Here is a 20,065-nt window from a genome sequence, read left to right on the forward strand (position 1 = left end):
GGCTTATTCGGCAAACATGTTGCCGAGGGCCGTGTCTTCATGGCGCTCGCCGAAGAAGCCATAGGAGCCTGCCGTCAGCGGGCCGACATGGAATGTCGCCTGCTTGCCGCCCTGGATGACCTTTTCGACGTGGAAATCCTGGCTCTCGAACTCCTCGGCCGTCGGATCGGCGTTCACCACGACAAGGTCGAATTCCGCACCCGCCGGCACTTTCAGCGTCGCGGGCGTGAAACGATGGTCCTTGATCGTAATGGTGAAGGATTGCTGATCGGTTGCGGCGGAAGCGTTTGCGGCTAACGAGACAAGGGCAGTGGCGCCCAGGGATAGGGCAAGCAAACGAGAAAGCTTCATATCGGGGTCCCTCCAGGACCACTCGGGCAGCGCAGGACGAGGGGAAGGCGGTTGCCGAGGGATGGCAGAATATAAAGGTGATGTACGCCGTCAAGTATAGCGCGGATCACTTCTCGTTGAAGTTAGAATGATTCCAATGTGTTAGGCCGGGCATGCAGAGCATGGGCATGGAAAACCATGGGAACCACCGCATTGAGGTGGCGTTATCCGACATCAATCCTCAAGGGAGATATCGAGATGCCAGCAACATCGAAAGCCCAGCAGATGGCAGCGGGCGCCGCCCTTTCGGCCAAACGCGGCGAAACGAAGAAGAGCGAGCTCAAAGGCGCATCGAAAGAGATGTATGAATCCATGAGCGAAAAGCAGCTCGAAGACTTCGCGGAAACGAAGCGAAAGGGCCTGCCGGAAAAGAAGAAATAATCCGACAGGCTGTGATCTGATCAGTAACCGACGGTGAAGCGCTTGCCGGTATGCTTGGCCGTTTCAGCCTCGTCGACCAGAACGACGGCGAGATCTTCAACCGAAATCTTGCTTTCGTTGTTGGCGTCGAAAACCGGCTGATCGCCGCCATAGCGGAATTTTCCGGTGCGTTCGCCGGGCGAAAGGACGAAGGCCGGTGACAGGAACGACCACTCCAGCCCGGTTTCGCTGCGTAGGGCCTTGAGCGAGTCTCGGGCAGCGAGTGCGCCGTCCTTGTAGGCCGCCGGGAAGTCGGGCGAGTCGACGAACTGGCTGCCATCGGGTGCGAGCAGGCTGCCTGCGCCGCCTACCACGATCACGCGGACCTTTGCGGCTTTTGCCGCATCGACAATCGCCTTAGAGCCATTCAGATGTTTGTTGTAGATGTCGGGGTCACCCCAGCCGCCGTTGAAGGCGGAAATCACAACATCCTGACCGATGATTGCCTGCGCGAGCGCTTTGGTGTCGGTCACGTCAACCTGCTTTGCGGTGACGCCGGCAAGCTTTTCCACCTTGTCCGGATTGCGCACGAGCGCCGTTACCGTGTGGCTGCGCGATGAAGCTTCCTTGAGAACGGCCTTGCCGACGAAGCCGGAGGCGCCGATGAGTGCGATCTTCATGATTTTCCTTTCCGCCCACTCTCACCGGATTGGCAAAGGCGGGTATGATCTGTAATCAGGTTACCAACGATAACTATATAGCTTTGATCGCAAGGCAGGAAAAGAACGCATGATTTGGTGCCCAGGTTACATGGAGAGAACCACGTGAATGCCCGCACTCAGACGAAGGAGCGCGTACCGTTGCTGCAGGCTCATCCCGGTTTCGACCGCGACGAGCGCGGCAGCTGCCCCATGCGCGATGTGCTGGACCGTATCGGAGACAGCTGGAGCCTGCTCGTCATCATCAATCTTCAGGAACGCCCGGTGCGCTTCAATGCGCTGAAGCGTTCGATCGAAGGCATATCGCAGCGCATGCTGACGGTGACATTGCGCTCGCTGGAGCGCGACGGCCTTGTTCGACGCACGGTCAAGCCGACGACGCCGCCGGAGGTGGAATATGCGCTGACCGAGGTTGGACAGTCGATTGCGGTGCCGATTGGCGCGCTTGGGCTTTGGGCAGCGCAAAATCGGCATCTTCTGGTGCAGGCAAGGGCAAGATTCGACGCCGAAAACGTCTGACGCGTTGACTTCTGGGAAAACTTCGCCTAATCACCCGCCAGCACCGGGCCGCAACGCCCGGTGTTGACTTTTATGCCGCAAGGTTGGGCTTTTAGCCTCTGGTGAATTTCCCCGCCCTGCATATTGACGTGTCCCGTGGATTTTTCCGGCAAGCTTAGCGGGAATATCCTGTCAGGTCTCGAAAACGGAGGCCAGAGGAGGGCGCGTTTCCTTCACTCGAAACACGAGGTTTCGGGTGCATCATTTTGAAAGGGAATGCGATGAGCAAGCGCGAATCCGCAAAGTACAAGATCGACCGCCGTCTCGGCGAAAATATCTGGGGCCGTCCGAAGTCCCCGGTCAATAAGCGCGAATATGGTCCCGGCCAGCACGGCCAGCGCCGCAAGGGCAAGCTCTCGGACTTCGGTCTGCAGCTGCGCGCCAAGCAGAAGCTGAAGGGCCACTATGGCGACATTTCGGAAAAGCAGTTCCGCAAGACCTATGAGGAAGCGAACCGCCGCAAGGGCGATACGCCGGAAAACCTGATCGGTCTTCTCGAGTCGCGTCTCGACGCGGTCGTCTACCGTGCGAAGTTCGTTCCGACGATTTTCGCTGCGCGCCAGTTCGTCAACCACGGCCACGTCAACGTCAACGGTCGCCGCGTCAATGTCGGCTCGTATCGCTGCAAGGCTGGCGACGTCGTTGAAGTGCGCGAGAAGTCGAAGCAGCTCGTCATCGTGCTGGAATCGGTGCAGCTCGCAGAGCGCGACGTTCCGGATTACATCGAAGTCGATCACAACAAGATGGTTGCGACCTTCGCCCGCGTTCCGGGCCTGGCCGACGTTCCGTTCGCCGTCCAGATGGAGCCGAACCTGGTCGTCGAATTCTATTCGCGCTGATTTCGGTTCGATTTACTCGAATTTGCGAAAAGGCCGCCTTCGGGCGGCCTTTTCTTTATCCGCCTGGTCCTTTAATCCGGTCTGAACTGTAAAAGCTGCGGAAGCCATCGCCATGAACATGATGCTGGAGCCCATCTCCGATCTCGACGGGGATGCCTGTCACGCCATGTTCCGCGACACGCCGTCGTCCGTAGAGTTCAACAAGCTGCGTAAACGGCTGCTGCGGCAGACCCGGCAGGCGATAGACGATTTCGCCATGGTCAAACCTGGCGATCGCTGGCTGGTGGCGCTTTCGGGCGGCAAGGATTCCTACGGGCTGCTTGCCATCCTGCTCGATCTCAAATGGCGCGGTATGCTGCCCGTCGAGCTGATCGCCTGCAATCTCGATCAGGGCCAGCCTAATTTTCCCAAGCACATTCTGCCGGAATATCTCGATCGCCATGGCATCAAGCATCGCATCGAATATCGCGACACCTATTCCATCGTCACCGAGAAGCTGAGCGAGGGCAGCACCTACTGCTCGCTGTGTTCGCGGCTTCGGCGCGGGCATCTTTATCGCATAGCCCGCGAGGAGGGGTGTTCATCACTGGTGCTCGGGCATCACCGCGAAGACATCCTCGAAACCTTCTTCATGAACCTGTTCCATGGCGGTAGGTTGGCTGCGATGCCGCCGAAATTGTTGAACGACGATGGCGACGTGATGCTGCTGCGGCCGCTCAGCTACTGCGCCGAGACGGATCTCCAGAAATTTTCCGACAGCATGAAGTTCCCGATCATCCCTTGCGATCTCTGCGGCAGCCAGGAAGGGCTGCAGCGCAATCTGATGAAGGCGATGCTGGACGATATCGAAAAGCGCATGCCGGGGCGCAAGGACACGATGATCCGCGCACTCGCCAATACACGGCCGAGCCATCTGCTCGACCGCAAGCTTTTCGACTTTGCTGGCTTGGAAGCGACGCAAGGCGCAGGAGCGCCTTCCGCCGAGGGATAACTAAGCGGGCTTGTGATGAGGCTGGAACAACCGGCCTTTTTCAGCAATCAGCACCATTATCAATGCAATCGCGGCAACGCCGCAGAAGCCTGCCGCAAGAGGCGTCGTCGTGCCGTCGAAGGACTGGCCGATTGCCGCGCCGATTATTCCGCCGCCCAGAGTTTGCATGAAGCCCTGGACCGAGGCGGCCGACCCGGCGATGTGACCGACCGGTTCCATCGACAGCGCGTTGAAGTTCGAGCCGATCCAGCCGAACTGGAACATCGCCGCCGCAAATAGCAGGACGAAGCCAACCAGCGGTACCTGGCCGAATAGCGACCAGACGAACCAGATCGTGCTGACGGTCAGAAATCCGATCAGCGCACCATGCGATAGCCGGCGCATGCCGACGCGCATGACCAGCCGGGAATTCAGGAACGAGGAAATCGCCATCATGCCGGCGATCGCAGCGAATATCACCGGGAACCAGACGCCCAGGCCATAAATGCCGACATAGACCTGCTGCGCGGAATTGATGAAGCCGAACAGCGCAGAAAAGATGATCGTCGATGCCAGCGTGTACCAGAGCGAGATGCGGTTGGTGAGCACGATGGCAAATGCCTGTCCGATCGCCGAGATCGTGAACGGACGACGATCCTCGGGGTGAAGCGTTTCGGGGAGGCGGAAGAATGCCCACAGCGAGATGAACAGCGCCCCCACGCCCATGCAGACGAAGATCATGTGCCAGTTGGCGAACAGCATGATCAACTGGCCGATGCTCGGTGCCACGACCGGGATAACCATGAAGACCATGAAAATGAGTGACATGATCTCGGCCATGGCCCTGCCACCGAAGCGGTCGCGAACCATGGACACGGCAATCACGCGCGTCGAGGCGGCGCCAAAACCCTGGATCACGCGCAGTGCAAGAAGCGTTTCGAAATTGGGCGCGATGGCGGCGGCAAGTGCGGCAATGACGTAAATTCCAAGGCCGAAAAGCAAAGGGCCGCGTCGCCCGAACCGGTCGGAAGCGGGGCCGTAGCCGAGCAGGCCCAGCGCCATGCCGCCGAAATAGGCCGAGATCACATATTGCCGGTGGTTTTCATTGTCGACACCGAGGCTTGCGCCGATCTGCTGAAGTCCGGGCAGCATGATATCGATGGCAAGTGCGTTCAGCGCCATCAGTGCCGCGGCAAGGGCGATGAATTCCCATCGCGGAATAGAAAGTTTTTCGGCTTCCGGAGCCGGCGAAACATGTTGGTCCATGGTAAAATCCGTCAGTCAAAAACGAAAATGCGCCGTGGGCCGGCGCACTCGTTGCACAGATCCCGCATTCGCGGGAGATGGATATTTACCGAGGCGGGGCTACCCCCGGTAGATATGGTCTCAGGCGGCCTTGGTGGTGACGCCCTTGCCTTCAAAGAGAGCCTGCAGCTCGCCGGCCTGGAACATCTCGCGGATGATATCGCAACCGCCGACAAACTCGCCCTTGACGTAAAGCTGCGGGATGGTCGGCCAGTTGGAATATTCCTTGATGCCCTGACGCAGTTCGTTGGAGGTCAGCACATCCACGCCCTTGTAGTCGACGCCGATGTAATCAAGAATCTGCACGACCTGTCCGGAAAAGCCGCACTGCGGGAAACCGGGCGTGCCCTTCATGAACAGCACGACGTCGTTGGTCTTGACCTCATTGGCGATGTAATCGTTGATTCCGCTCATCGGGTATCCTTTCACGCCTGTGGGAGCCAGGCTCAAATCATATGAATCAAATAAACCGATAGGCAGCCCGAAACAAGACCGGCAGTTGCCGTGATTCTATGGGCCATGGGCGGAAATCGGTCAATTTTGCTTTAGAAAAGAGCAAGATCGTGCCGATTCCTAATCGCATCCGCAGGACTGTTTGAGGTTCATGAAACGCGCTCTTGCTGCAATTCTGCTTATCGCTGGGCTTGCGGCCCTGGCGATGCTCGTCTGGAGGCGACCCGAATCTCCAGCCGTGCCTCCGGTTTTTCAGAGCCAGGAACTGCCAAAGCCATGCCGCGAGCAGGATTTCGAGGGTATTGGCTACATCGTGTGTGCGATCGATCCGCACGCTTACGATGTCGGGCTGTTCCATGATGGAGCGGACGGAAAACCATTTGGATCAGTGGATGCCTTCACCAGGGTGATGAAGGCGCAGGGCACGCCGGTGGAACTCGCCATGAATGCCGGCATGTATCATCGGGATCTTTCGCCGGTCGGGCTATATGTCGAGGGCGGACACATGACCGCGCCGCTCAATCTTTCGGATGGCGACGGTAATTTCTTCATGAAGCCGAATGGCGTGTTCGCGGTGACGAAAACAGGCCAAGCGTTGGTGATGGAGTCGGAAGCCTACGCTGCCGCGCGGCCGGACGTGCGCCTGGCTACCCAGTCAGGGCCAATGCTTGTGATTGATGGCGTCATTCATGCTCGCTTCGAGCCGAATGGAAGTTCACGCAATGTCCGTAACGGCGTTGGCGTCAGTGCCGACGGCAAGGCGATTTTCGTCATCGCCCGTTCGCCGGTCAGCTTCGGCTCGTTTGCGCGGCTGTTCAGTGACGAGTTGAAATGCCGCAATGCGCTCTATTTCGACGGTTTCATCTCTGCCTTTTCGAACGGCAGCAAGCTTCTCGTTGGGAAGATCGATCCGGCGGGGCCAATTCTGGCGGTGTCAAGAAAACGCTAGCGTTCAATGCCCGAACGCGTCCGACATTGAAATCATTCAGGAATGCTGGTCTGCAGGGCAAGCGCGTGTAGCACACCGCCCATGTTTCCCTTCAGGGCGTCATAGACCATCTGGTGCTGCTGGACGCGGCTCTTGCCGCGAAAGCTCTCGGCCACGACTTCCGCCGCGTAGTGATCGCCATCGCCGGCCAGGTCGCGAATCGTCACCTTGGCATCGGGAATGCCGTCCTTGATGAGTTTTTCGATGTCGTGTGCGTCCATTGCCATAAGGCGGTCTCCCAATACGTCTGTCCCCGTCAGATATGGCGGCTGGGGCAGTGAAGGTCAATCGTTTCGCCCTATGCCATGGGCGTCGTAGAGCGAACCTGGCAACAGCTGCCGGCGCGAACAGCGGGGATCATGCGTCCATGAATTTCGGGAACCAGCCTTCATGCGCATCGGTCAGTTCCGAAACCGCAATCGCGCGAGCCTCGCCGAGTTTCACTTCGCTCCCGCCGGTGGTGCCGATCCACGGCGCGAAAATGCCGGTATCCTTGACGCGTTCCTCGAAGAACCAGTCGACCTTGTCGCGCGGGATCGTCACGAGATAACGCCCCTGATCTTCGCCGAAGAACGTAGGTATCGGCGACAAGCCCTTCAATTGATTGACCGTCGCGCCGATGCCGGAGGCCATGGCCATTTCGGCAACTGCGACGGCAAGGCCGCCGTCGGAAAGGTCGTGCACGGCAGTGACGATGCCGTCCGCGATGAGCGCGCGAACGAAGTCACCGACCTTCTTCTCGTGTGCGAGATCGACCGGCGGCGGGGGGCCGTCGGTGCGGTTGTGGATATCGCGCATATAGACCGACTGAGCCAGATGCGTGCCCCAGGCCGACGGCGCGCCGACAAGCAGGATCGCCTCGTCCTCAGCGGCAAAGCCGATGCGTGCCATCTTCGACCAGTTGCGGATAAGGCCTACGCCGCCAATCGTTGGCGTCGGAAGAATGCCCTGGCCGTTAGTTTCGTTGTAGAGTGATACGTTTCCGGAAACGATCGGAAAACCAAGAACACGGCAGGCTTCGCCGATGCCGCCGACGGCTTTCACCAACTGACCCATGATCTCGGGGCGCTCGGGGTTGCCGAAATTCAGGTTGTCGGTGGCGGCGAGGGGCTCCGCTCCGGTTGCCGTGAGATTGCGCCAGCATTCGGCGACCGCCTGTTTGCCGCCCTCATATGGATCGGCTTCGCAATAGCGCGGGGTGACATCCGAAGAGAAGGCGAGTGCCTTGGTGGCATGGCCTTCGACGCGCACCACGCCGGCATCGCCGCCGGGAAGCTGCAGCGAATTGCCTTGGATCAGCGTGTCATACTGTTCCCAGACCCAGCGGCGGCTCGAAAGATTGGCACTGCCGAGCAGTTTCAGCAGTGCGTCGGCGACATCGGCCTGCGGAATGTCGTCAGCAGCGAGAGGTGCGCGCTTCGCGGGCTCGACCCATGGGCGGTCGTATTCGGGCGCCTGGTCGCCGAGGTCCTTGATCGGCAGGTTTGCGACCTCGTCGCCCTGATGGATGATGCGGAAGCGCAGGTCGTCGGTCGTCTTGCCGACGATGGCGAAATCAAGCCCCCATTTGCGGAAGATAGCCTCGGCTTCTTCTTCCTTTTCCGGGCGCAGCACCATCAGCATGCGCTCCTGGCTCTCCGAGAGCATCATTTCATAGGCCGACATGCGCTCCTCGCGCACCGGCACCTTGTCGAGATCGAGTTCGATGCCGAGATCGCCCTTGGCGCCCATTTCGACGGCCGAGCAGGTGAGGCCGGCAGCGCCCATGTCCTGAATGGCGATGACGGCACCCGAGGCCATCAGCTCGAGGCAGGCCTCGAGCAGGCATTTTTCGGTGAAGGGATCGCCGACCTGAACCGTCGGGCGCTTTTCGTCGATCTTGTCGTCGAATTCGGCGGACGCCATGGTCGCGCCGCCGACGCCATCGCGGCCGGTCTTGGCGCCGAGATAGACGACCGGCAGCCCGACGCCCTTGGCCTCCGACAGGAAGATAGCGTCGGTCTTGGCCAAGCCTGCGGCGAAGGCGTTGACGAGGATGTTGCCGTTATAGCGCGCGTCGAAATTGACCTCGCCGCCGACAGTCGGCACGCCGAAGGAATTGCCGTAGCCACCGACGCCGGAAACGACGCCCGCCACCAGATGTTTCGTCTTGGGATGATCCGGCGCGCCGAAGCGCAGCGCGTTCATTGCCGCGATCGGCCGCGCGCCCATGGTGAAGACGTCGCGCAGGATGCCGCCGACGCCGGTCGCCGCACCCTGATAGGGCTCGATGTAGGAGGGGTGGTTGTGGCTCTCCATCTTGAAGACGACGCAGTCGCCGTCGCCGATATCGACCACGCCGGCATTCTCGCCTGGTCCCTGGATCACGACATCGCCCGTGGTGGGCAGGGTGCGCAGCCACTTCTTCGAAGATTTGTAGGAACAATGCTCGTTCCACATCGCGGAAAATATGCCGAGCTCCGTGAATGTCGGCTCGCGCCCGACCAGATCCAGTATCCGCTGATACTCGTCGGGCTTCAGCCCGTGCGATGCGATCAGCTCGTCGGTGATTTTCACGTCGTTGGAGATGGTCATGATGGCCAGCGGATTCCTTGGGGCGTCGAAAAATAGCTCAATAGCGCAAGCCGCCGCCGGGATATACCGCAAAAGGCCGAAAATTCACCGGGAAGATGGAGCTTTAGCCAAAGCTGTCATAACCCGCACGGCCTTCATCGAGAAGGCGACGGATTGCCGCCAGTCCGTCAGCGACGTCCTGACGGTTTTGCGGGGCCGAAATGCCGACGCGAACACGGTGAAAGACGCGGTCGGAGCGCCCGGCCTTGAACTCGTCCTCATCGTCTATGAGCACGCCCTGCTCGTAAGCGGCGTTCTTGAACGTTCCAGAATGCCATGGCTCCGGCACGGACAGCCAGCAGAAGGGCACGCCATCATTGGAGGTGAAATCATGGCCGGCAAGCGTAGAGCGGGCTATCGCCAGGCGCGCATTGATTTCTGCCAGCGACCGCGCACGGATTGCGGCGGCCTCGCCGGACAGCACGAGCTGCGCGCAGAGCTCTGCAAGCAGAAACGGCATTCCGCCGGTCGTCATCTTGTGCGCGACGCGGACGCGATGCCGGTAATTGGGCGGGCAGGAGATCCAGCCGCCACGAACGCCCGCCGCGACCGACTTGGAAAGGCCGCCAACCACGAAAGTGCGTTCCGGCGCGAATTCGGCAAGAAGCGGCGTCGGGTCGTCGGTCAAGGCACCGTAGAGATCGTCTTCGATCAGAAGGACATTGTATCGCCGCGCGATATCGGCGATCGCCGCGCGCCTTTCCCTGGGCATGATGGCGCCGGTAGGGTTCTGGCCCGTCGGCATCAGAAAGGCCATGGCCGGATGCTTCTGCGCGCAGACGCGCTCGAAATCGTCAGGATCGACGCCGTTCTCATCCGATTCCACCAGGGCCATGCGTCGGCCGACAAGCCCGGCGCTCCTTGCGATCTGCGTGTAGGTCACGTGTTCGAAAAGTATGTAATCGCCAGGAGAGGTGAGGGCCGATATGGCCGAAATCACCGCTGCATGGGCGCCGAGCGTCGGCACGATGCTGTCCGCCTGCGGATTGAAGCCATTGCGCGACAGCCAGCGCCGTCCTGCTTCGAACCAGTGGTCGGGGAATGATCTCGTATAGCTGGCGACCTCCTGCGGGTGATCGCGGGTGATTGCCGACAGGATCGTCTCGATTATCTTGCCCTGTCCGACATCCGGGGCAGCGGTGCTGTCGAAGCGCAGTTTTCCGATCGGCGGCTCTGCGAGGCGCGTGCCCTCCCTTGGCGCGACGGCAGGTATCTCGATGTTGTCGTTCGCATCCAGGCCACGCCCCAACACATATGTTCCACGCCCGACTTCTCCGCTGACAAGGCCGCGCTCGCGCAAAAGCGCATAGGCGCGGCCCACGGTGCCGATGGTTACGCCGATGTCGTAGGCGAGGTTTCTCTGCGGCGGCAGTTTTTCGCCGGCGGGCAATGTGCCGGCACCAATGTCGGATTCGATCCTGTCGGCCAGGCGCAGATAGAGCGGGCCAGAACCTTCGGAGAGATTGGGGAGCCAATTTGTCATGGTGACAATTTTCTACATTGTTTTTTGAATCGAGTCAATGCAGTTGAATTGTATCTACTAACGAGACTCTTTGAGCGAAATTATGGGTACAATAGATACAATCCGGAGTGGCTCAGCCCTTCGGGATTCTTCAGCCGGGAAGTCGGACTATCTCCGCAGGTTCAGCACAACTGTGCTTCGGTTCATCGATTGGCTGGAAATGCGCTTGGAAAAGCGGCGTAGCAGGCTGGCGCTTATGGAACTGACCGACGCGCAGCTTGCCGATATTGGTATTTCAAGAGGCGAAGCCTATCGCGAAGGCATCCGCTCTTTCCTCGATTGAATCGCTGATCGGGGACGTAGGTTTCTGGCGTTTGGTCAGGCCGCGCTGCCGCAGGCATTGTTGCCGCTAGACCAGCGCGTCAGATCGGCGTGGATGCGAGCTCCGATGGGCTCCGACATCAGCGGGCCGAAGGATTCGACCCGGCTCGAATTACCGCGAGCCTGCACGACAAGCAGGGGAAGCCCGCCATAGTTCTTGGCCGGCACCAGCAGGAAGCGCGGTGTGCCGCCGAAGGCATTGAGCTCGTTGGCGAGACGATAGGACTTGAAGGCCGGATCCTTGCTGGCGAACCAGCATTTGTGGGCGGCGATTGCGACGGTTTCCATCGCAAGCAAGGATGCGCTCTTGCCCGAGCCAACCGATGGCGTCGACGGCTTCGATCCGGACTGGCAGGCAGAGAGCGCCAGCAGCGACGAAAGAGCCACCGTCAGAATGCGAAAATTCTTCATGCGCCGACGCCCGCCGTTTCGAATCGTTGATTTTGATCAGTAAGATACAGGAAGAAACGAAGAACTCTACGCTGGGTTCTCAAGCGTCGGCCAGCGCTGGCTGGCTTGACGACCCGCGCAAGGCGCTCTCGAACAGCGCCCGGCCATCGCTGCCGCCATGGGCTGCCTCGATCAGGTTTTCGGGATGCGGCATCAGGCCGAGCACGTTGCCACGGTCATTGACGATGCCGGCGATGTCGTTGATCGAGCCGTTGGGATTGGTGCCTTCTGCGTAGCGGAAGACGACCTGGCCCTCGCCTTCTATGCGGGCAAGCGTGTCTGCATCGGCAAAGTAGTTGCCGTCGTGATGCGCTACGGGGCTGCGGATGATCTGGTTTGGCTTGTAGCCACGGGTGAAGGCCGTGTTGGCATTGGCGACCTGAAGCTTGACCTCGCGGCAGACGAACTTCAGCGACGCGTTGCGCATCAACGCGCCGGGCAGCATGCCGGCCTCTACGAGAATCTGGAAACCGTTGCAGACGCCGATGACCGTAACGCCCTTGGCCGCCTTGTCGGCGATAGCGCGCATCACCGGCATGCGCGCCGCAATGGCGCCACACCGCAGATAGTCGCCATAAGAGAAGCCGCCGGGAATGGCGATCAGGTCGACATCCGGAATTTCGGTGTCGGTCTGCCAGACTGTGACGGGCGCTTTGCCCGAAATCTTGGTCAGCGCCGCGATCATGTCGCGGTCACGATTGAGGCCGGGGAGGACGACGACGGCTGATTTCATGATTGGAGCTACCGAACGATTTGTGGTGCGATGTGTTTGAAGGCGAGCTTGCCGACACGCGCAGCTTCCTTGCGGCTGCCGGCAATATTACGCATCAGAAGCAGCTTGCCGTCCTGATAGATGGTGTAGGTCGCCGCATAGGTGCTATCGGCGATCTTGACGTCGCTGACGAAGCCCACGGCACCCTTGAGGTTGGCGGGTTTGATGCTGTAGCAACTGCTGCCGCGCGAAACTGCGTTCTGCTTGCAGATATCGAGCATCGTCTTGGCGGTCGTCTTGCCGCTTCTGATGTTGCTCTCCGTGCCGGCCGGGCCGCGGGAAAGCTGCAAATCCATGGCGACGAAACCGTCGCATTTCTCGCAGGCGATCGTGAGGCGGTCGCGCTCTTTCTTGACGGACCATTCGCCGGCCGGGAATGCGCCAACGTCGACCTTGCGAAGATCGGACAGCAGCATGTCGGCACTTGCGGATTGCGCACCCGCCAATAAGGCAACAAACGCTGCAGCTGACAGCTTCGTCAGGATGCGCGTTCCTATCGCCAGCCGCGCCTTCATCTACCGCAGTTCCACCGCGTAGTTCTCGATAACGGTGTTAGCCAGAAGCTTGTCGCACATGGCGTTGAGGTCGGCTTCCACCTTCGCCTTGTCGGTGCTGTCGACCTCTATGTCGAAGACTTTGCCTTGGCGGACCGAGCCGACGCCGCCGAAGCCGAGTGCGTCGAGCGCATGTTCGATGGCCTTACCCTGCGGGTCCAGCACGCCATTCTTGAGTGTAACGGTTACACGGGCTTTGATCACGGCCGCTTGTCTCCGGATATTTGCGTGGAAATGATGCGGCGCGAAAGCTGGCTTCCGCGCCGTTATGCTCAGTGTTTTACGAGAACCGGGCCGGTCGGGCGCGGCGTTTCGTTTTCATTCATGATGCCAAGACGGCGGGCGACTTCCTGGTAAGCCTCGACCAGTCCGCCCATGTCGCGGCGGAAACGGTCCTTGTCCATCTTTTCCTGGGTGTTCACGTCCCACAGGCGGCAGCTGTCCGGCGAAATCTCGTCAGCCACGACGATGCGCATCATGTCGCCTTCGTAGAGGCGGCCACATTCGATCTTGAAATCGACGAGCTGGATGCCGACGCCGAGGAAGAGGCCGGAGAGGAAGTCGTTGACGCGGATGGCGAGTGCCATGATGTCATCGATTTCCTGCGGGCTCGCCCAGCCGAAAGCCGTGATGTGCTCTTCCGACACCATCGGATCGTCGAGCGCGTCGGCCTTGTAGTAGAATTCGATGATCGAGCGGGGCAGGACCGTGCCTTCCTCAATGCCGAGGCGCTTGGCCAGCGATCCTGCAGCGATGTTGCGGACCACGACTTCCAGCGGGATGATCTCGACTTCGCGGATCAGCTGCTCGCGCATGTTGAGCCGGCGGATGAAGTGCGTCGGGATGCCCATGCGGTTCAGATGGGTGAAGATGTGCTCGGAAATACGGTTGTTGAGCACGCCTTTGCCGTCCACCACTTCATGCTTCTTCTTGTTGAAGGCGGTAGCGTCGTCCTTGAAAAACTGGATAAGCGTCCCCGGCTCAGGACCCTCATAGAGGATCTTGGCCTTGCCTTCATATATGCGGCGGCGATTTTTCATCTTATTTTTCTCTGGATTCAAGGGCTGTCGGCACGTAACCGGTCCCTTCATATCGCGCGCGAAACGCGGCGGTTGTGGGTTTCATGCGGTCTCTATCGCAAACGCAGCCATTGCTCAATCAGCAAATCCTCTCAATCAACCGCTTTCCCATACGAAATGCCGCACCGCAGGCTATAACAGCGCATATTGACCCGGACGCCGCCTTTTGGTTTGTGCTGGTACAACCCATATTCAACATCACGAATCGATATCAGATCCGGAGGATTTGCCATGAGCAGCATGAAGGACCGCGAAGAAGGCTTCGAAAAGAAGTTCGCGATGGACGAAGAACTGCGGTTCAAGGCGACTGCACGGCGCAATAAGCTGCTGGGCCTGTGGGCTGCCGAGAAGCTTGGCAAGACCGGTGCCGATGCGGACGCCTATGCCAAGGAGGTGGTGATTTCCGATATTGAGGAAGCAGGCGATCACGACGTGTTCCGCAAGATACGCAAGGATTTCGATGCCGCCGGCGTCGAGCAGTCCGACCACCAGATCCGCCGCACCATGGACGAATTGCTGGCGACTGCGGCCGAGCAGATCATGAACTCCTGACGCCTTCCCGGCGTTGGCCCAAATGAACCGCCCGCATGACGGGCGGTTTTTCTTTGCCTTGGCGGAAGTTTCCGGGTGAGATGAACCGGGAAATTTCGAGGAGCCGCTTCATGACATTTTCATCCCGACTGGCCGCTGGCGAGACGCTGATAACCGCATGGTCCGGCATTCCGGATGCGCTCACGGTCGAGATCGTCGCCGCGCAGGGTTTTGATGCGGTGACCCTCGACATGCAGCATGGCGGTCATCACGAAGACAGCGTCCTGCGCGGCATCGTCCCCGTGCTGCGGGCGAACAAGCATCCGGTGGTGCGCATCCCGGTCGGCCGCTTCGATATGGCGAGCCGGGCGCTGGATTTCGGTGCGGAAGCGGTCATCGCCCCTATGGTGAACTCGGTGGAGGATGCGCAGCGCTTTGCTGCGGCCATGAAATATCCGCCGGTCGGCGAAAGGTCGTGGGGGCCGTCCTTCGCGCTGCCACGCGCCGGCGGCAGCGACATGAAGGTCTGGCTGAAGGAAAGCAACGCGAAGACGGTGTCCTTCGCGATGATCGAAACACGCGCTGCACTGGCAGCCCTTGACGGCATTCTGGAAACGCCGGGCATCGACGGCATTTTCGTCGGCCCCGCCGATTTCTCCATCGCATGGACCAATGGTGCTACGGTCGATGCGACCTTGGAAGACATGATGGAAACGGTGGAGAATATTGCCGCCAAAGTCAGGGCTGCCGGCAAGCATGCCGGCATCTTTGTCGTCGATGCAGCCATGAGCGGCCGCTTCGTCGATATGGGCTATCGTTTCCTGGCTCTCGGCACCGAGCATCGATACATCGCCATGGGCGCGGAAGCGCTGCTCAAGACGGCGCGCGGTTCCCTAAGATAGGGATGCGCTAGCCCGGCAGGTTGCTGAGAAAGTTCGCGAATGCCATCGTGCCTTCCGGCCACGGCCCATAACCGGCATCCGCATTGATGTGGCCGGCTTCACCGGCATGAATGAACCTCGAGCCCCAGGCGGCCGCGATGTCCTCGGCCATTTCCTGCGAGCAGAATGGATCGTTGCTGCTGGAGACGACGACCGACGGGAAGGGCAGCGGATCGCGCGGATAGGGCCCGAAGGTCATCAGGTGCTTCGGCCTGATTTCAGGGTTGGCGACATCCGGGGGCGCCACGAAGAAAGCGCCCGCGATCGGCTTTTTGAATTGCGGGATCGCCTGGATGACTGTCGGCACGCCAAGCGAATGAGCGATGAACACCACCGGCTTTTCCGCCTCGTTCACCGCTTTCACGACAGCTGCCGTCCAGTCCTCGACGACCGGCTTCGACCATTCCGCCTGTTCCACGCGCCGCGCGGTGGAAAGCTTCTGCTCCCAGCGTGTCTGCCAATGGTCCGGGCCCGAGTTGGTGTAGCCGGGGACGATGAGAATATCTGCGTCTTTTACCTTCATGCCGCGCATGTAGCGATGGCAGGCTGTGCGTGCAACTCCTTGCTTTGCTCTCGCAATGCTGAACAGCGTGTTTCCTGTTTTGCGGCTTGCGCCGCGTATGACTGCGCACGATGTTTGTCGCAACCAGACGTCGTTGATTTCAGGGGATGGGCTTTTGCAACTCACACGGCGTAATTTTGTCGGCGCTGCCGGCCTGCTCGCTTTCGGGGCAGGGACTGGCAACGGCCGAGCGGAGCCAGACATGAGCGAATTGCCATTTGCCGCCACTACGCCGGTCAGCGTTTCCCGCGTCGGGCTGAAGGCGAAGAACGCCGAGACCCTTGCCGCCTATTATCGGGCGGTGGTCGGTCTTGAAGAACTGTCACGCGATGGATCTGTGATCACGCTGGGCGCCAGCGGCCGTCCTTTGATGGAGATCGAAAACGATGCTGCCGCACGCCAGGAAGACCCACGCAGCGCCGGCCTCTTCCACACCGCGTTTCTGCTGCCATCCCGCGCCGATCTTGGGCGCTGGATAAAGCACGCGATCGCCAGCAACATCGCCGTTGACGGTGCCTCCGACCATCTGGTCAGCGAGGCGCTTTATCTCACCGACCCGGAAGGCAACGGCATAGAAATCTATGCTGATCGCCCGCACGAAAGCTGGAAATGGAATGGTGCGCAGATCGAAATGGCGACGGCGGCGCTGGATATCCCCGGCATCGTCGCCTCCGTGCCGGCCGGCAGCCCTGAATGGAAGAGCGCGCCGGAAAACAGCGTGATCGGCCACGTGCATCTTCGCGTTGGCAAGCCCGCGGAGGCCGAAGATTGGTGGAACTCGGAATTCGGCTTCGACACGGTTGCCAAATATGGTGGCAGCGCTGTCTTCCTGTCTTCCGGCGGCTATCACCATCACATCGGCGCCAATTCCTGGCAGAGCCCGGGTGCCGGAAAGCGCGAAAGCGGCCAAACTGGCCTGACCTGGGTCGAAATGCGCTCGGCCGCCGCCAAGGCGGAAGAAACGCGCGAGGACCCGTGGGGCACGGTTATCAGGACGGTGCCGGACAAGGCCTGAAGCGCGCAAAACGACAAATGAAAAAGGGCCTGCTGCAGGGAATGCGCAGGCCTTTTTTGATGGGAGGTCGTATGCAGTTACAACGATGGCGACTGCATACGGTTCCGTCTTAGCTTTGGCCGAATACCCGTTTGAAGATCGTGTCGACGTGCTTGGTATGATAACCAAGGTCGAATTTTTCGCGGATTTCCTGCTCGGACAAGGCCGCCGTCACTTCCTTGTCGGAAAGCAATTCCTCAAGGAAATCAGCGCCCTGTTCCCAGACCTTCATGGCGTTGCGCTGGACCAGCCGGTATGAGTCTTCGCGCGAGACGCCAGCCTGCGTCAGGGCCAGCAGCACGCGTTGCGAATGGACCAGGCCGCGGAACTTGTTGAGGTTCTTCAGCATGTTTTCGGGATAGATGACCAGCTTCTCGACGACGCCGGCGAGGCGGTTCAGCGCGAAATCGAGCGTTATGGTGGTATCCGGCCCGATGGCGCGCTCGACGCTCGAATGCGAGATATCGCGCTCATGCCACAGCGCCACGTTTTCCAGCGCAGGCGTAACCGACATGCGCACGAGGCGGGCAAGGCCGGTCAGGTTTTCCGTCAAGACCGGGTTGCGCTTGTGCGGCATGGCCGACGACCCCTTCTGGCCGGGCGAGAAGAACTCTTCCGCTTCCAGCACTTCGGTGCGCTGCATATGGCGGATTTCGATGGCGACGTTCTCGATAGACGAGGCGATGACACCGAGCGTGGCGAAGAACATGGCGTGACGATCGCGCGGTATGACCTGTGTCGAGACAGGCTCCGGCACGAGGCCGAGCTTCTCGCAGACATATTCTTCCACCGACGGATCGATGTTGGCGAAGGTGCCGACCGCGCCCGAAATGGCGCCGGTGGCGATTTCCGCGCGCGCTGCCACCAGACGCGCCCGGTTGCGTGTCATCTCGGCATAGAAGCGGGCGAAGGTCAGGCCCATCGTCGTCGGCTCGGCATGGATGCCGTGGCTGCGGCCGATGCGGATGGTGTCCTTGTGTTCGAAGGCGCGCTTCTTCAGGGCGGCGAGAACACGATCGAGGTCGGCCAACAGAAGGTCTGCCGCGCGCACCAGCTGGATGTTCAGCGTCGTATCGAGCACGTCCGACGAGGTCATGCCCTGGTGGACGAAACGCGCGTCGGGCCCGATGAATTCGCCCAAATGGGTGAGGAAGGCGATGACATCGTGCTTGGTGACCGCTTCGATCTCATCGATGCGGGCGACGTCGAACTTCGCCGCGCCACCTTTTTCCCAGATCGTCTTTGCGGCTTCCTTGGGGATGACGCCGATCTCGGCCAGTGCGTCGCAGGCATAGGCCTCGATCTCGAACCAGATGCGGAAGCGCGTTTCCGGCGACCAGATGGCAACCATTTCCGGGCGCGAATAGCGAGGGATCATGTCAGGGCATCCATGTGAGCATTGTTCAGCGGCGTCCTAACAGAGGAGGGCGCATTGCTCAATGCGGACGGCGCGCAAACCACAAAGCCGCGACAAACAGGACGACGAAGCCAACCGGGAAGAACAGGCGAATTCCCAGCACCGTGAATTGATAGAGTGCGGCCAGCCCCGTGAAAATGATCTGGAATGCCCAGATCACGGTGAATGCTTCGGCGTGCCATTGCGCGTAGTAGAGGCGATACTGAATGGCATAAAGCACAGCCGTAACGCCTATCGTCGCGACGGCGAAGGAAACGAATGCGGCGGCGAATGCCGTTTCGGCGCGTTTGCCCTGTGAAAGAAAGGCGGCCGCCCATAGTCCGAGCGGAAAGGCTAAAAATCCCCCGGCTGCGAACAGCGTCGTCACGGTCCGCATCTTTTCCGGCGTTTCCCAGGCATCGAGCATGAGATTGAAAAGGGCACTGCCAGCCATTGCGATGGCCCAAAGAACCGCGCCTATCGACGCGGTCCGAACTGATGGACGGGTACGGCGAAAGCGTGCGAGCAGACGCCTGATGCCTTGATTGCCTGCAACGGCTGTGATGCCGGACGCGCTCACAATCGACCCGTCACAGCGATCCAGCGGTAATCCGGACCTTCGAAGCCGACGCCACGTATGGCGATCAGCACCGCATAGGCTGGCTTGCCGCCTTCGCCAAAAAAGGTCTGGATGCCGCCGATGCTATATCCGAGCGGACAGCCACGGCTCTGCGGGATTGTCTTGTCCTCATGCAGCGTACGCGTCTGGCCGCCGTCGCGTGCGTCGATGCGCGACAGACGAAAGCCGGATGTCTCGCCCATGCCCTCGCAACTCCCGGCTGCGGGCAGAGGGATTTCCTCGAGCCGAACCTCCAGCGGATCGTCAATGGGTGGGAAGACCGGGCGCGGATTGACGACCATGCGATGTGGGTCGGCGTTCAGTTGGGTTACCGCGTTGGAGCCGGCGGCAATGCCGCGATTCAGGCCTGCTCCCTTGACGATCTTGTCGCCGAGTTCGGAAGACTGTTTTCGAGCCGCTTCAAGATTTGCGCTCTCATCGTCGAGCCTGACGCGCACCGGCGAGCCGGGCAGGAACTTGTCGGTCGCGGTGTCGATGTAATAGCGGTTGGAATAGGGAAACCCTGATCCATCCTGCACGCCATATTCCTCGAAAACGAAGATGCCGCCGTCGGCGCTGAAGCCCATGACTTCCAGATTGGCGACATCGCCGGCTCGGGCTACCGGGACGGCGGCCACGGCACCAAGGCAGGCGGCCGCAAATACAGCCTTCACGTTCATGTTCTGCTCCGGTTTCGGCTCGAAGTTTTCCCGAACCATAAGGTCGAAGGTCCTAACACGGCGTATGCATCCAAACCGGCATCTGCGCGTTCACCTTGGTTGTCTATAACAAGGAGATATTGCCGTGGCGAACGTCAACCAGATTAGGGAACATATGGAAGTCATCGGGGCAGACGGTGTTCACGTCGGCACCGTGGACAAGGTCGAAGGTCATCGCATCAAACTGACAAGGAATGACAGCGGCATGGGCGCCCACAAAGGCCATCATCATTATATCTCCACCAGCCTTGTCGCTGAACTGGAAGGCAACAAAGTTCGCCTCTCGGCAAATGCGGATGTCGCGGTGACCTTCGAGGAAGAAGCCGACGGGAAATAGTTTTCCGGCTGGC

Annotated in this window: 26 protein-coding genes; 10 read left to right on the forward strand and 16 right to left on the reverse strand. The window is 60.1% G+C overall.

The window, feature by feature from the left end; all coding sequences use genetic code 11:
• Positions 1-3 precede the first annotated feature (3 nt).
• Positions 4-351, reverse strand: a complete 348-nt coding sequence (locus DZG07_RS12615; RefSeq protein ID WP_119817533.1) for a cupredoxin domain-containing protein — start codon at positions 349-351, stop codon at positions 4-6.
• A 237-nt stretch (positions 352-588) separates the two neighbouring features.
• Between DZG07_RS12615 and DZG07_RS12620 the strand changes: the two genes are divergently transcribed.
• Positions 589-771, forward strand: a complete 183-nt coding sequence (locus DZG07_RS12620; protein ID WP_119817536.1) for a DUF3008 family protein — start codon at positions 589-591, stop codon at positions 769-771.
• Between the two features lie 20 nt (positions 772-791).
• On the opposite strand, the gene DZG07_RS12625 is transcribed toward DZG07_RS12620, so the two are convergent.
• Positions 792-1,433: an NAD(P)-dependent oxidoreductase gene (locus DZG07_RS12625; RefSeq protein ID WP_197716907.1), complete on the reverse strand. Its 642-nt coding sequence runs from the start codon at positions 1,431-1,433 to the stop codon at positions 792-794.
• A gap of 228 nt (positions 1,434-1,661) precedes the next feature.
• On the opposite strand from DZG07_RS12625, the gene DZG07_RS12630 reads away from it, so the two are divergent.
• From DZG07_RS12630 to ttcA, 3 genes are all read left to right on the forward strand, one after another.
• The gene (locus DZG07_RS12630; protein WP_119821685.1) at positions 1,662-1,988 is read left to right on the forward strand and encodes a helix-turn-helix domain-containing protein; all 327 of its coding nucleotides are present in this window, start codon (positions 1,662-1,664) and stop codon (positions 1,986-1,988) included.
• A gap of 260 nt (positions 1,989-2,248) precedes the next feature.
• Positions 2,249-2,866 carry a 30S ribosomal protein S4 gene (rpsD, locus tag DZG07_RS12635; protein ID WP_119817542.1) on the forward strand — a complete coding sequence of 206 codons (618 nt, stop codon included), beginning with the start codon at positions 2,249-2,251 and terminating at the stop codon, positions 2,864-2,866.
• A gap of 112 nt (positions 2,867-2,978) precedes the next feature.
• Complete coding sequence (gene ttcA, locus DZG07_RS12640) at positions 2,979-3,857, forward strand: tRNA 2-thiocytidine(32) synthetase TtcA (protein WP_119817545.1); 879 nt, start codon at positions 2,979-2,981, stop codon at positions 3,855-3,857.
• Here the strand turns inward: ttcA and DZG07_RS12645 are convergent, their stop codons facing one another.
• Together DZG07_RS12645 and grxD are read right to left on the reverse strand one after the other, a co-directional pair.
• Complete coding sequence (locus tag DZG07_RS12645) at positions 3,858-5,102, reverse strand: multidrug effflux MFS transporter (RefSeq protein WP_091912767.1); 1,245 nt, start codon at positions 5,100-5,102, stop codon at positions 3,858-3,860.
• A gap of 120 nt (positions 5,103-5,222) precedes the next feature.
• Entirely contained in the window at positions 5,223-5,555 is a 333-nt protein-coding gene (grxD, locus tag DZG07_RS12650; protein ID WP_091912769.1) for a Grx4 family monothiol glutaredoxin, read from the reverse strand.
• 277 nt (positions 5,556-5,832) lie between these two features.
• Here grxD and DZG07_RS12655 point away from each other — a divergent pair, with 277 nt between their 5' ends.
• Positions 5,833-6,543, forward strand: a complete 711-nt coding sequence (locus tag DZG07_RS12655) for a phosphodiester glycosidase family protein (RefSeq protein WP_245429483.1) — start codon at positions 5,833-5,835, stop codon at positions 6,541-6,543.
• 32 nt (positions 6,544-6,575) lie between these two features.
• On the opposite strand, the gene DZG07_RS12660 is transcribed toward DZG07_RS12655, so the two are convergent.
• From DZG07_RS12660 to DZG07_RS12670, 3 genes are all read right to left on the reverse strand, one after another.
• The gene (locus DZG07_RS12660) at positions 6,576-6,809 is read right to left on the reverse strand and encodes a BolA family transcriptional regulator (RefSeq protein ID WP_091912773.1); all 234 of its coding nucleotides are present in this window, start codon (positions 6,807-6,809) and stop codon (positions 6,576-6,578) included.
• 130 nt (positions 6,810-6,939) lie between these two features.
• Positions 6,940-9,156 carry a phosphoribosylformylglycinamidine synthase subunit PurL gene (purL, locus tag DZG07_RS12665; RefSeq protein ID WP_119817551.1) on the reverse strand — a complete coding sequence of 739 codons (2,217 nt, stop codon included), beginning with the start codon at positions 9,154-9,156 and terminating at the stop codon, positions 6,940-6,942.
• A gap of 103 nt (positions 9,157-9,259) precedes the next feature.
• Entirely contained in the window at positions 9,260-10,678 is a 1,419-nt protein-coding gene (locus DZG07_RS12670) for a PLP-dependent aminotransferase family protein (protein ID WP_119817554.1), read from the reverse strand.
• Positions 10,679-10,760: 82 nt separating this feature from the next.
• Here DZG07_RS12670 and DZG07_RS24405 point away from each other — a divergent pair, with 82 nt between their 5' ends.
• Positions 10,761-11,000 carry a DUF1127 domain-containing protein gene (locus DZG07_RS24405; RefSeq protein WP_119817557.1) on the forward strand — a complete coding sequence of 80 codons (240 nt, stop codon included), beginning with the start codon at positions 10,761-10,763 and terminating at the stop codon, positions 10,998-11,000.
• 35 nt (positions 11,001-11,035) lie between these two features.
• Here the strand turns inward: DZG07_RS24405 and DZG07_RS12680 are convergent, their stop codons facing one another.
• From DZG07_RS12680 to purC, 5 genes are all read right to left on the reverse strand, one after another.
• A complete protein-coding gene (locus tag DZG07_RS12680; protein WP_119817560.1) occupies positions 11,036-11,449 on the reverse strand; it encodes a hypothetical protein in 414 nt (137 codons plus the stop codon).
• Positions 11,450-11,528: 79 nt separating this feature from the next.
• Positions 11,529-12,221: a phosphoribosylformylglycinamidine synthase subunit PurQ gene (purQ, locus tag DZG07_RS12685; RefSeq protein WP_091912783.1), complete on the reverse strand. Its 693-nt coding sequence runs from the start codon at positions 12,219-12,221 to the stop codon at positions 11,529-11,531.
• Between the two features lie 8 nt (positions 12,222-12,229).
• Positions 12,230-12,775 carry a hypothetical protein gene (locus tag DZG07_RS12690; protein ID WP_119817563.1) on the reverse strand — a complete coding sequence of 182 codons (546 nt, stop codon included), beginning with the start codon at positions 12,773-12,775 and terminating at the stop codon, positions 12,230-12,232.
• A complete protein-coding gene (purS, locus tag DZG07_RS12695) occupies positions 12,776-13,018 on the reverse strand; it encodes a phosphoribosylformylglycinamidine synthase subunit PurS (protein ID WP_119817566.1) in 243 nt (80 codons plus the stop codon).
• Between the two features lie 68 nt (positions 13,019-13,086).
• Positions 13,087-13,854 (reverse strand): phosphoribosylaminoimidazolesuccinocarboxamide synthase, encoded by a 768-nt coding sequence (gene purC, locus DZG07_RS12700; RefSeq protein ID WP_091912789.1) that lies wholly within the window; start codon positions 13,852-13,854, stop codon positions 13,087-13,089.
• Positions 13,855-14,124: 270 nt separating this feature from the next.
• Here purC and DZG07_RS12705 point away from each other — a divergent pair, with 270 nt between their 5' ends.
• Both DZG07_RS12705 and DZG07_RS12710 read left to right on the forward strand, forming a co-directional pair.
• Entirely contained in the window at positions 14,125-14,445 is a 321-nt protein-coding gene (locus DZG07_RS12705; RefSeq protein WP_091912791.1) for a DUF1476 domain-containing protein, read from the forward strand.
• Positions 14,446-14,555: 110 nt separating this feature from the next.
• Positions 14,556-15,326: an HpcH/HpaI aldolase/citrate lyase family protein gene (locus tag DZG07_RS12710; protein ID WP_119821687.1), complete on the forward strand. Its 771-nt coding sequence runs from the start codon at positions 14,556-14,558 to the stop codon at positions 15,324-15,326.
• Between the two features lie 7 nt (positions 15,327-15,333).
• Here the strand turns inward: DZG07_RS12710 and DZG07_RS12715 are convergent, their stop codons facing one another.
• Positions 15,334-15,888 carry an alpha/beta hydrolase gene (locus DZG07_RS12715; RefSeq protein WP_119821689.1) on the reverse strand — a complete coding sequence of 185 codons (555 nt, stop codon included), beginning with the start codon at positions 15,886-15,888 and terminating at the stop codon, positions 15,334-15,336.
• A gap of 241 nt (positions 15,889-16,129) precedes the next feature.
• Here DZG07_RS12715 and DZG07_RS12720 point away from each other — a divergent pair, with 241 nt between their 5' ends.
• Entirely contained in the window at positions 16,130-16,942 is an 813-nt protein-coding gene (locus DZG07_RS12720; RefSeq protein WP_119817568.1) for a VOC family protein, read from the forward strand.
• A gap of 109 nt (positions 16,943-17,051) precedes the next feature.
• Here the strand turns inward: DZG07_RS12720 and purB are convergent, their stop codons facing one another.
• The 3 genes from purB to DZG07_RS12735 are packed head-to-tail and all read right to left on the reverse strand — an operon-like array spanning position 17,052 to position 19,676.
• On the reverse strand, positions 17,052-18,359 hold the full coding sequence (gene purB / locus DZG07_RS12725; RefSeq protein WP_119817571.1) for an adenylosuccinate lyase: 1,308 nt from the start codon (positions 18,357-18,359) through the stop codon (positions 17,052-17,054).
• A gap of 58 nt (positions 18,360-18,417) precedes the next feature.
• Positions 18,418-18,957 (reverse strand): hypothetical protein, encoded by a 540-nt coding sequence (locus DZG07_RS12730; protein WP_245429484.1) that lies wholly within the window; start codon positions 18,955-18,957, stop codon positions 18,418-18,420.
• Positions 18,954-19,676 (reverse strand): DUF2259 domain-containing protein, encoded by a 723-nt coding sequence (locus DZG07_RS12735; protein WP_119821691.1) that lies wholly within the window; start codon positions 19,674-19,676, stop codon positions 18,954-18,956. Before DZG07_RS12735 ends, DZG07_RS12730 begins: the two co-directional genes overlap by 4 nt.
• Positions 19,677-19,800: 124 nt before the next feature.
• On the opposite strand from DZG07_RS12735, the gene DZG07_RS12740 reads away from it, so the two are divergent.
• Positions 19,801-20,052, forward strand: coding sequence for a DUF2171 domain-containing protein (locus DZG07_RS12740; RefSeq protein WP_091912799.1), 252 nt, complete (start codon positions 19,801-19,803; stop codon positions 20,050-20,052).
• Positions 20,053-20,065 lie beyond the last annotated feature (13 nt).

Source organism: Mesorhizobium sp. DCY119, assembly GCF_003590645.1.
In the GTDB taxonomy this organism is placed as follows: domain Bacteria; phylum Pseudomonadota; class Alphaproteobacteria; order Rhizobiales; family Rhizobiaceae; genus Mesorhizobium_M.

What these genes read in the sequence shown, in the direction of transcription:
- DZG07_RS12620 (WP_119817536.1), top strand. Translation starts at nt 589, where the DNA reads ATGCCAGCAACATCGAAAGCCCAGCAGATGGCAGCGGGCGCCGCCCTT.
- DZG07_RS12645 (WP_091912767.1), bottom strand. Translation starts at nt 5,102, where the DNA reads ATGGACCAACATGTTTCGCCGGCTCCGGAAGCCGAAAAACTTTCTATT.
- DZG07_RS12690 (WP_119817563.1), bottom strand. Translation starts at nt 12,775, where the DNA reads ATGAAGGCGCGGCTGGCGATAGGAACGCGCATCCTGACGAAGCTGTCA.
- purB (WP_119817571.1), bottom strand. Translation starts at nt 18,359, where the DNA reads ATGATCCCTCGCTATTCGCGCCCGGAAATGGTTGCCATCTGGTCGCCG.
- grxD (WP_091912769.1), bottom strand. Translation starts at nt 5,555, where the DNA reads ATGAGCGGAATCAACGATTACATCGCCAATGAGGTCAAGACCAACGAC.
- DZG07_RS12670 (WP_119817554.1), bottom strand. Translation starts at nt 10,678, where the DNA reads ATGACAAATTGGCTCCCCAATCTCTCCGAAGGTTCTGGCCCGCTCTAT.
- DZG07_RS12715 (WP_119821689.1), bottom strand. Translation starts at nt 15,888, where the DNA reads ATGAAGGTAAAAGACGCAGATATTCTCATCGTCCCCGGCTACACCAAC.
- DZG07_RS12720 (WP_119817568.1), top strand. Translation starts at nt 16,130, where the DNA reads ATGAGCGAATTGCCATTTGCCGCCACTACGCCGGTCAGCGTTTCCCGC.
- rpsD (WP_119817542.1), top strand. Translation starts at nt 2,249, where the DNA reads ATGAGCAAGCGCGAATCCGCAAAGTACAAGATCGACCGCCGTCTCGGC.
- ttcA (WP_119817545.1), top strand. Translation starts at nt 2,979, where the DNA reads ATGAACATGATGCTGGAGCCCATCTCCGATCTCGACGGGGATGCCTGT.
- DZG07_RS12615 (WP_119817533.1), bottom strand. Translation starts at nt 351, where the DNA reads ATGAAGCTTTCTCGTTTGCTTGCCCTATCCCTGGGCGCCACTGCCCTT.
- DZG07_RS12630 (WP_119821685.1), top strand. Translation starts at nt 1,662, where the DNA reads ATGCGCGATGTGCTGGACCGTATCGGAGACAGCTGGAGCCTGCTCGTC.
- purC (WP_091912789.1), bottom strand. Translation starts at nt 13,854, where the DNA reads ATGAAAAATCGCCGCCGCATATATGAAGGCAAGGCCAAGATCCTCTAT.
- DZG07_RS12660 (WP_091912773.1), bottom strand. Translation starts at nt 6,809, where the DNA reads ATGGCAATGGACGCACACGACATCGAAAAACTCATCAAGGACGGCATT.
- DZG07_RS12735 (WP_119821691.1), bottom strand. Translation starts at nt 19,676, where the DNA reads ATGAACGTGAAGGCTGTATTTGCGGCCGCCTGCCTTGGTGCCGTGGCC.
- DZG07_RS12710 (WP_119821687.1), top strand. Translation starts at nt 14,556, where the DNA reads ATGACATTTTCATCCCGACTGGCCGCTGGCGAGACGCTGATAACCGCA.
- DZG07_RS24405 (WP_119817557.1), top strand. Translation starts at nt 10,761, where the DNA reads ATGGGTACAATAGATACAATCCGGAGTGGCTCAGCCCTTCGGGATTCT.
- DZG07_RS12705 (WP_091912791.1), top strand. Translation starts at nt 14,125, where the DNA reads ATGAGCAGCATGAAGGACCGCGAAGAAGGCTTCGAAAAGAAGTTCGCG.
- purL (WP_119817551.1), bottom strand. Translation starts at nt 9,156, where the DNA reads ATGACCATCTCCAACGACGTGAAAATCACCGACGAGCTGATCGCATCG.
- DZG07_RS12680 (WP_119817560.1), bottom strand. Translation starts at nt 11,449, where the DNA reads ATGAAGAATTTTCGCATTCTGACGGTGGCTCTTTCGTCGCTGCTGGCG.
- purQ (WP_091912783.1), bottom strand. Translation starts at nt 12,221, where the DNA reads ATGAAATCAGCCGTCGTCGTCCTCCCCGGCCTCAATCGTGACCGCGAC.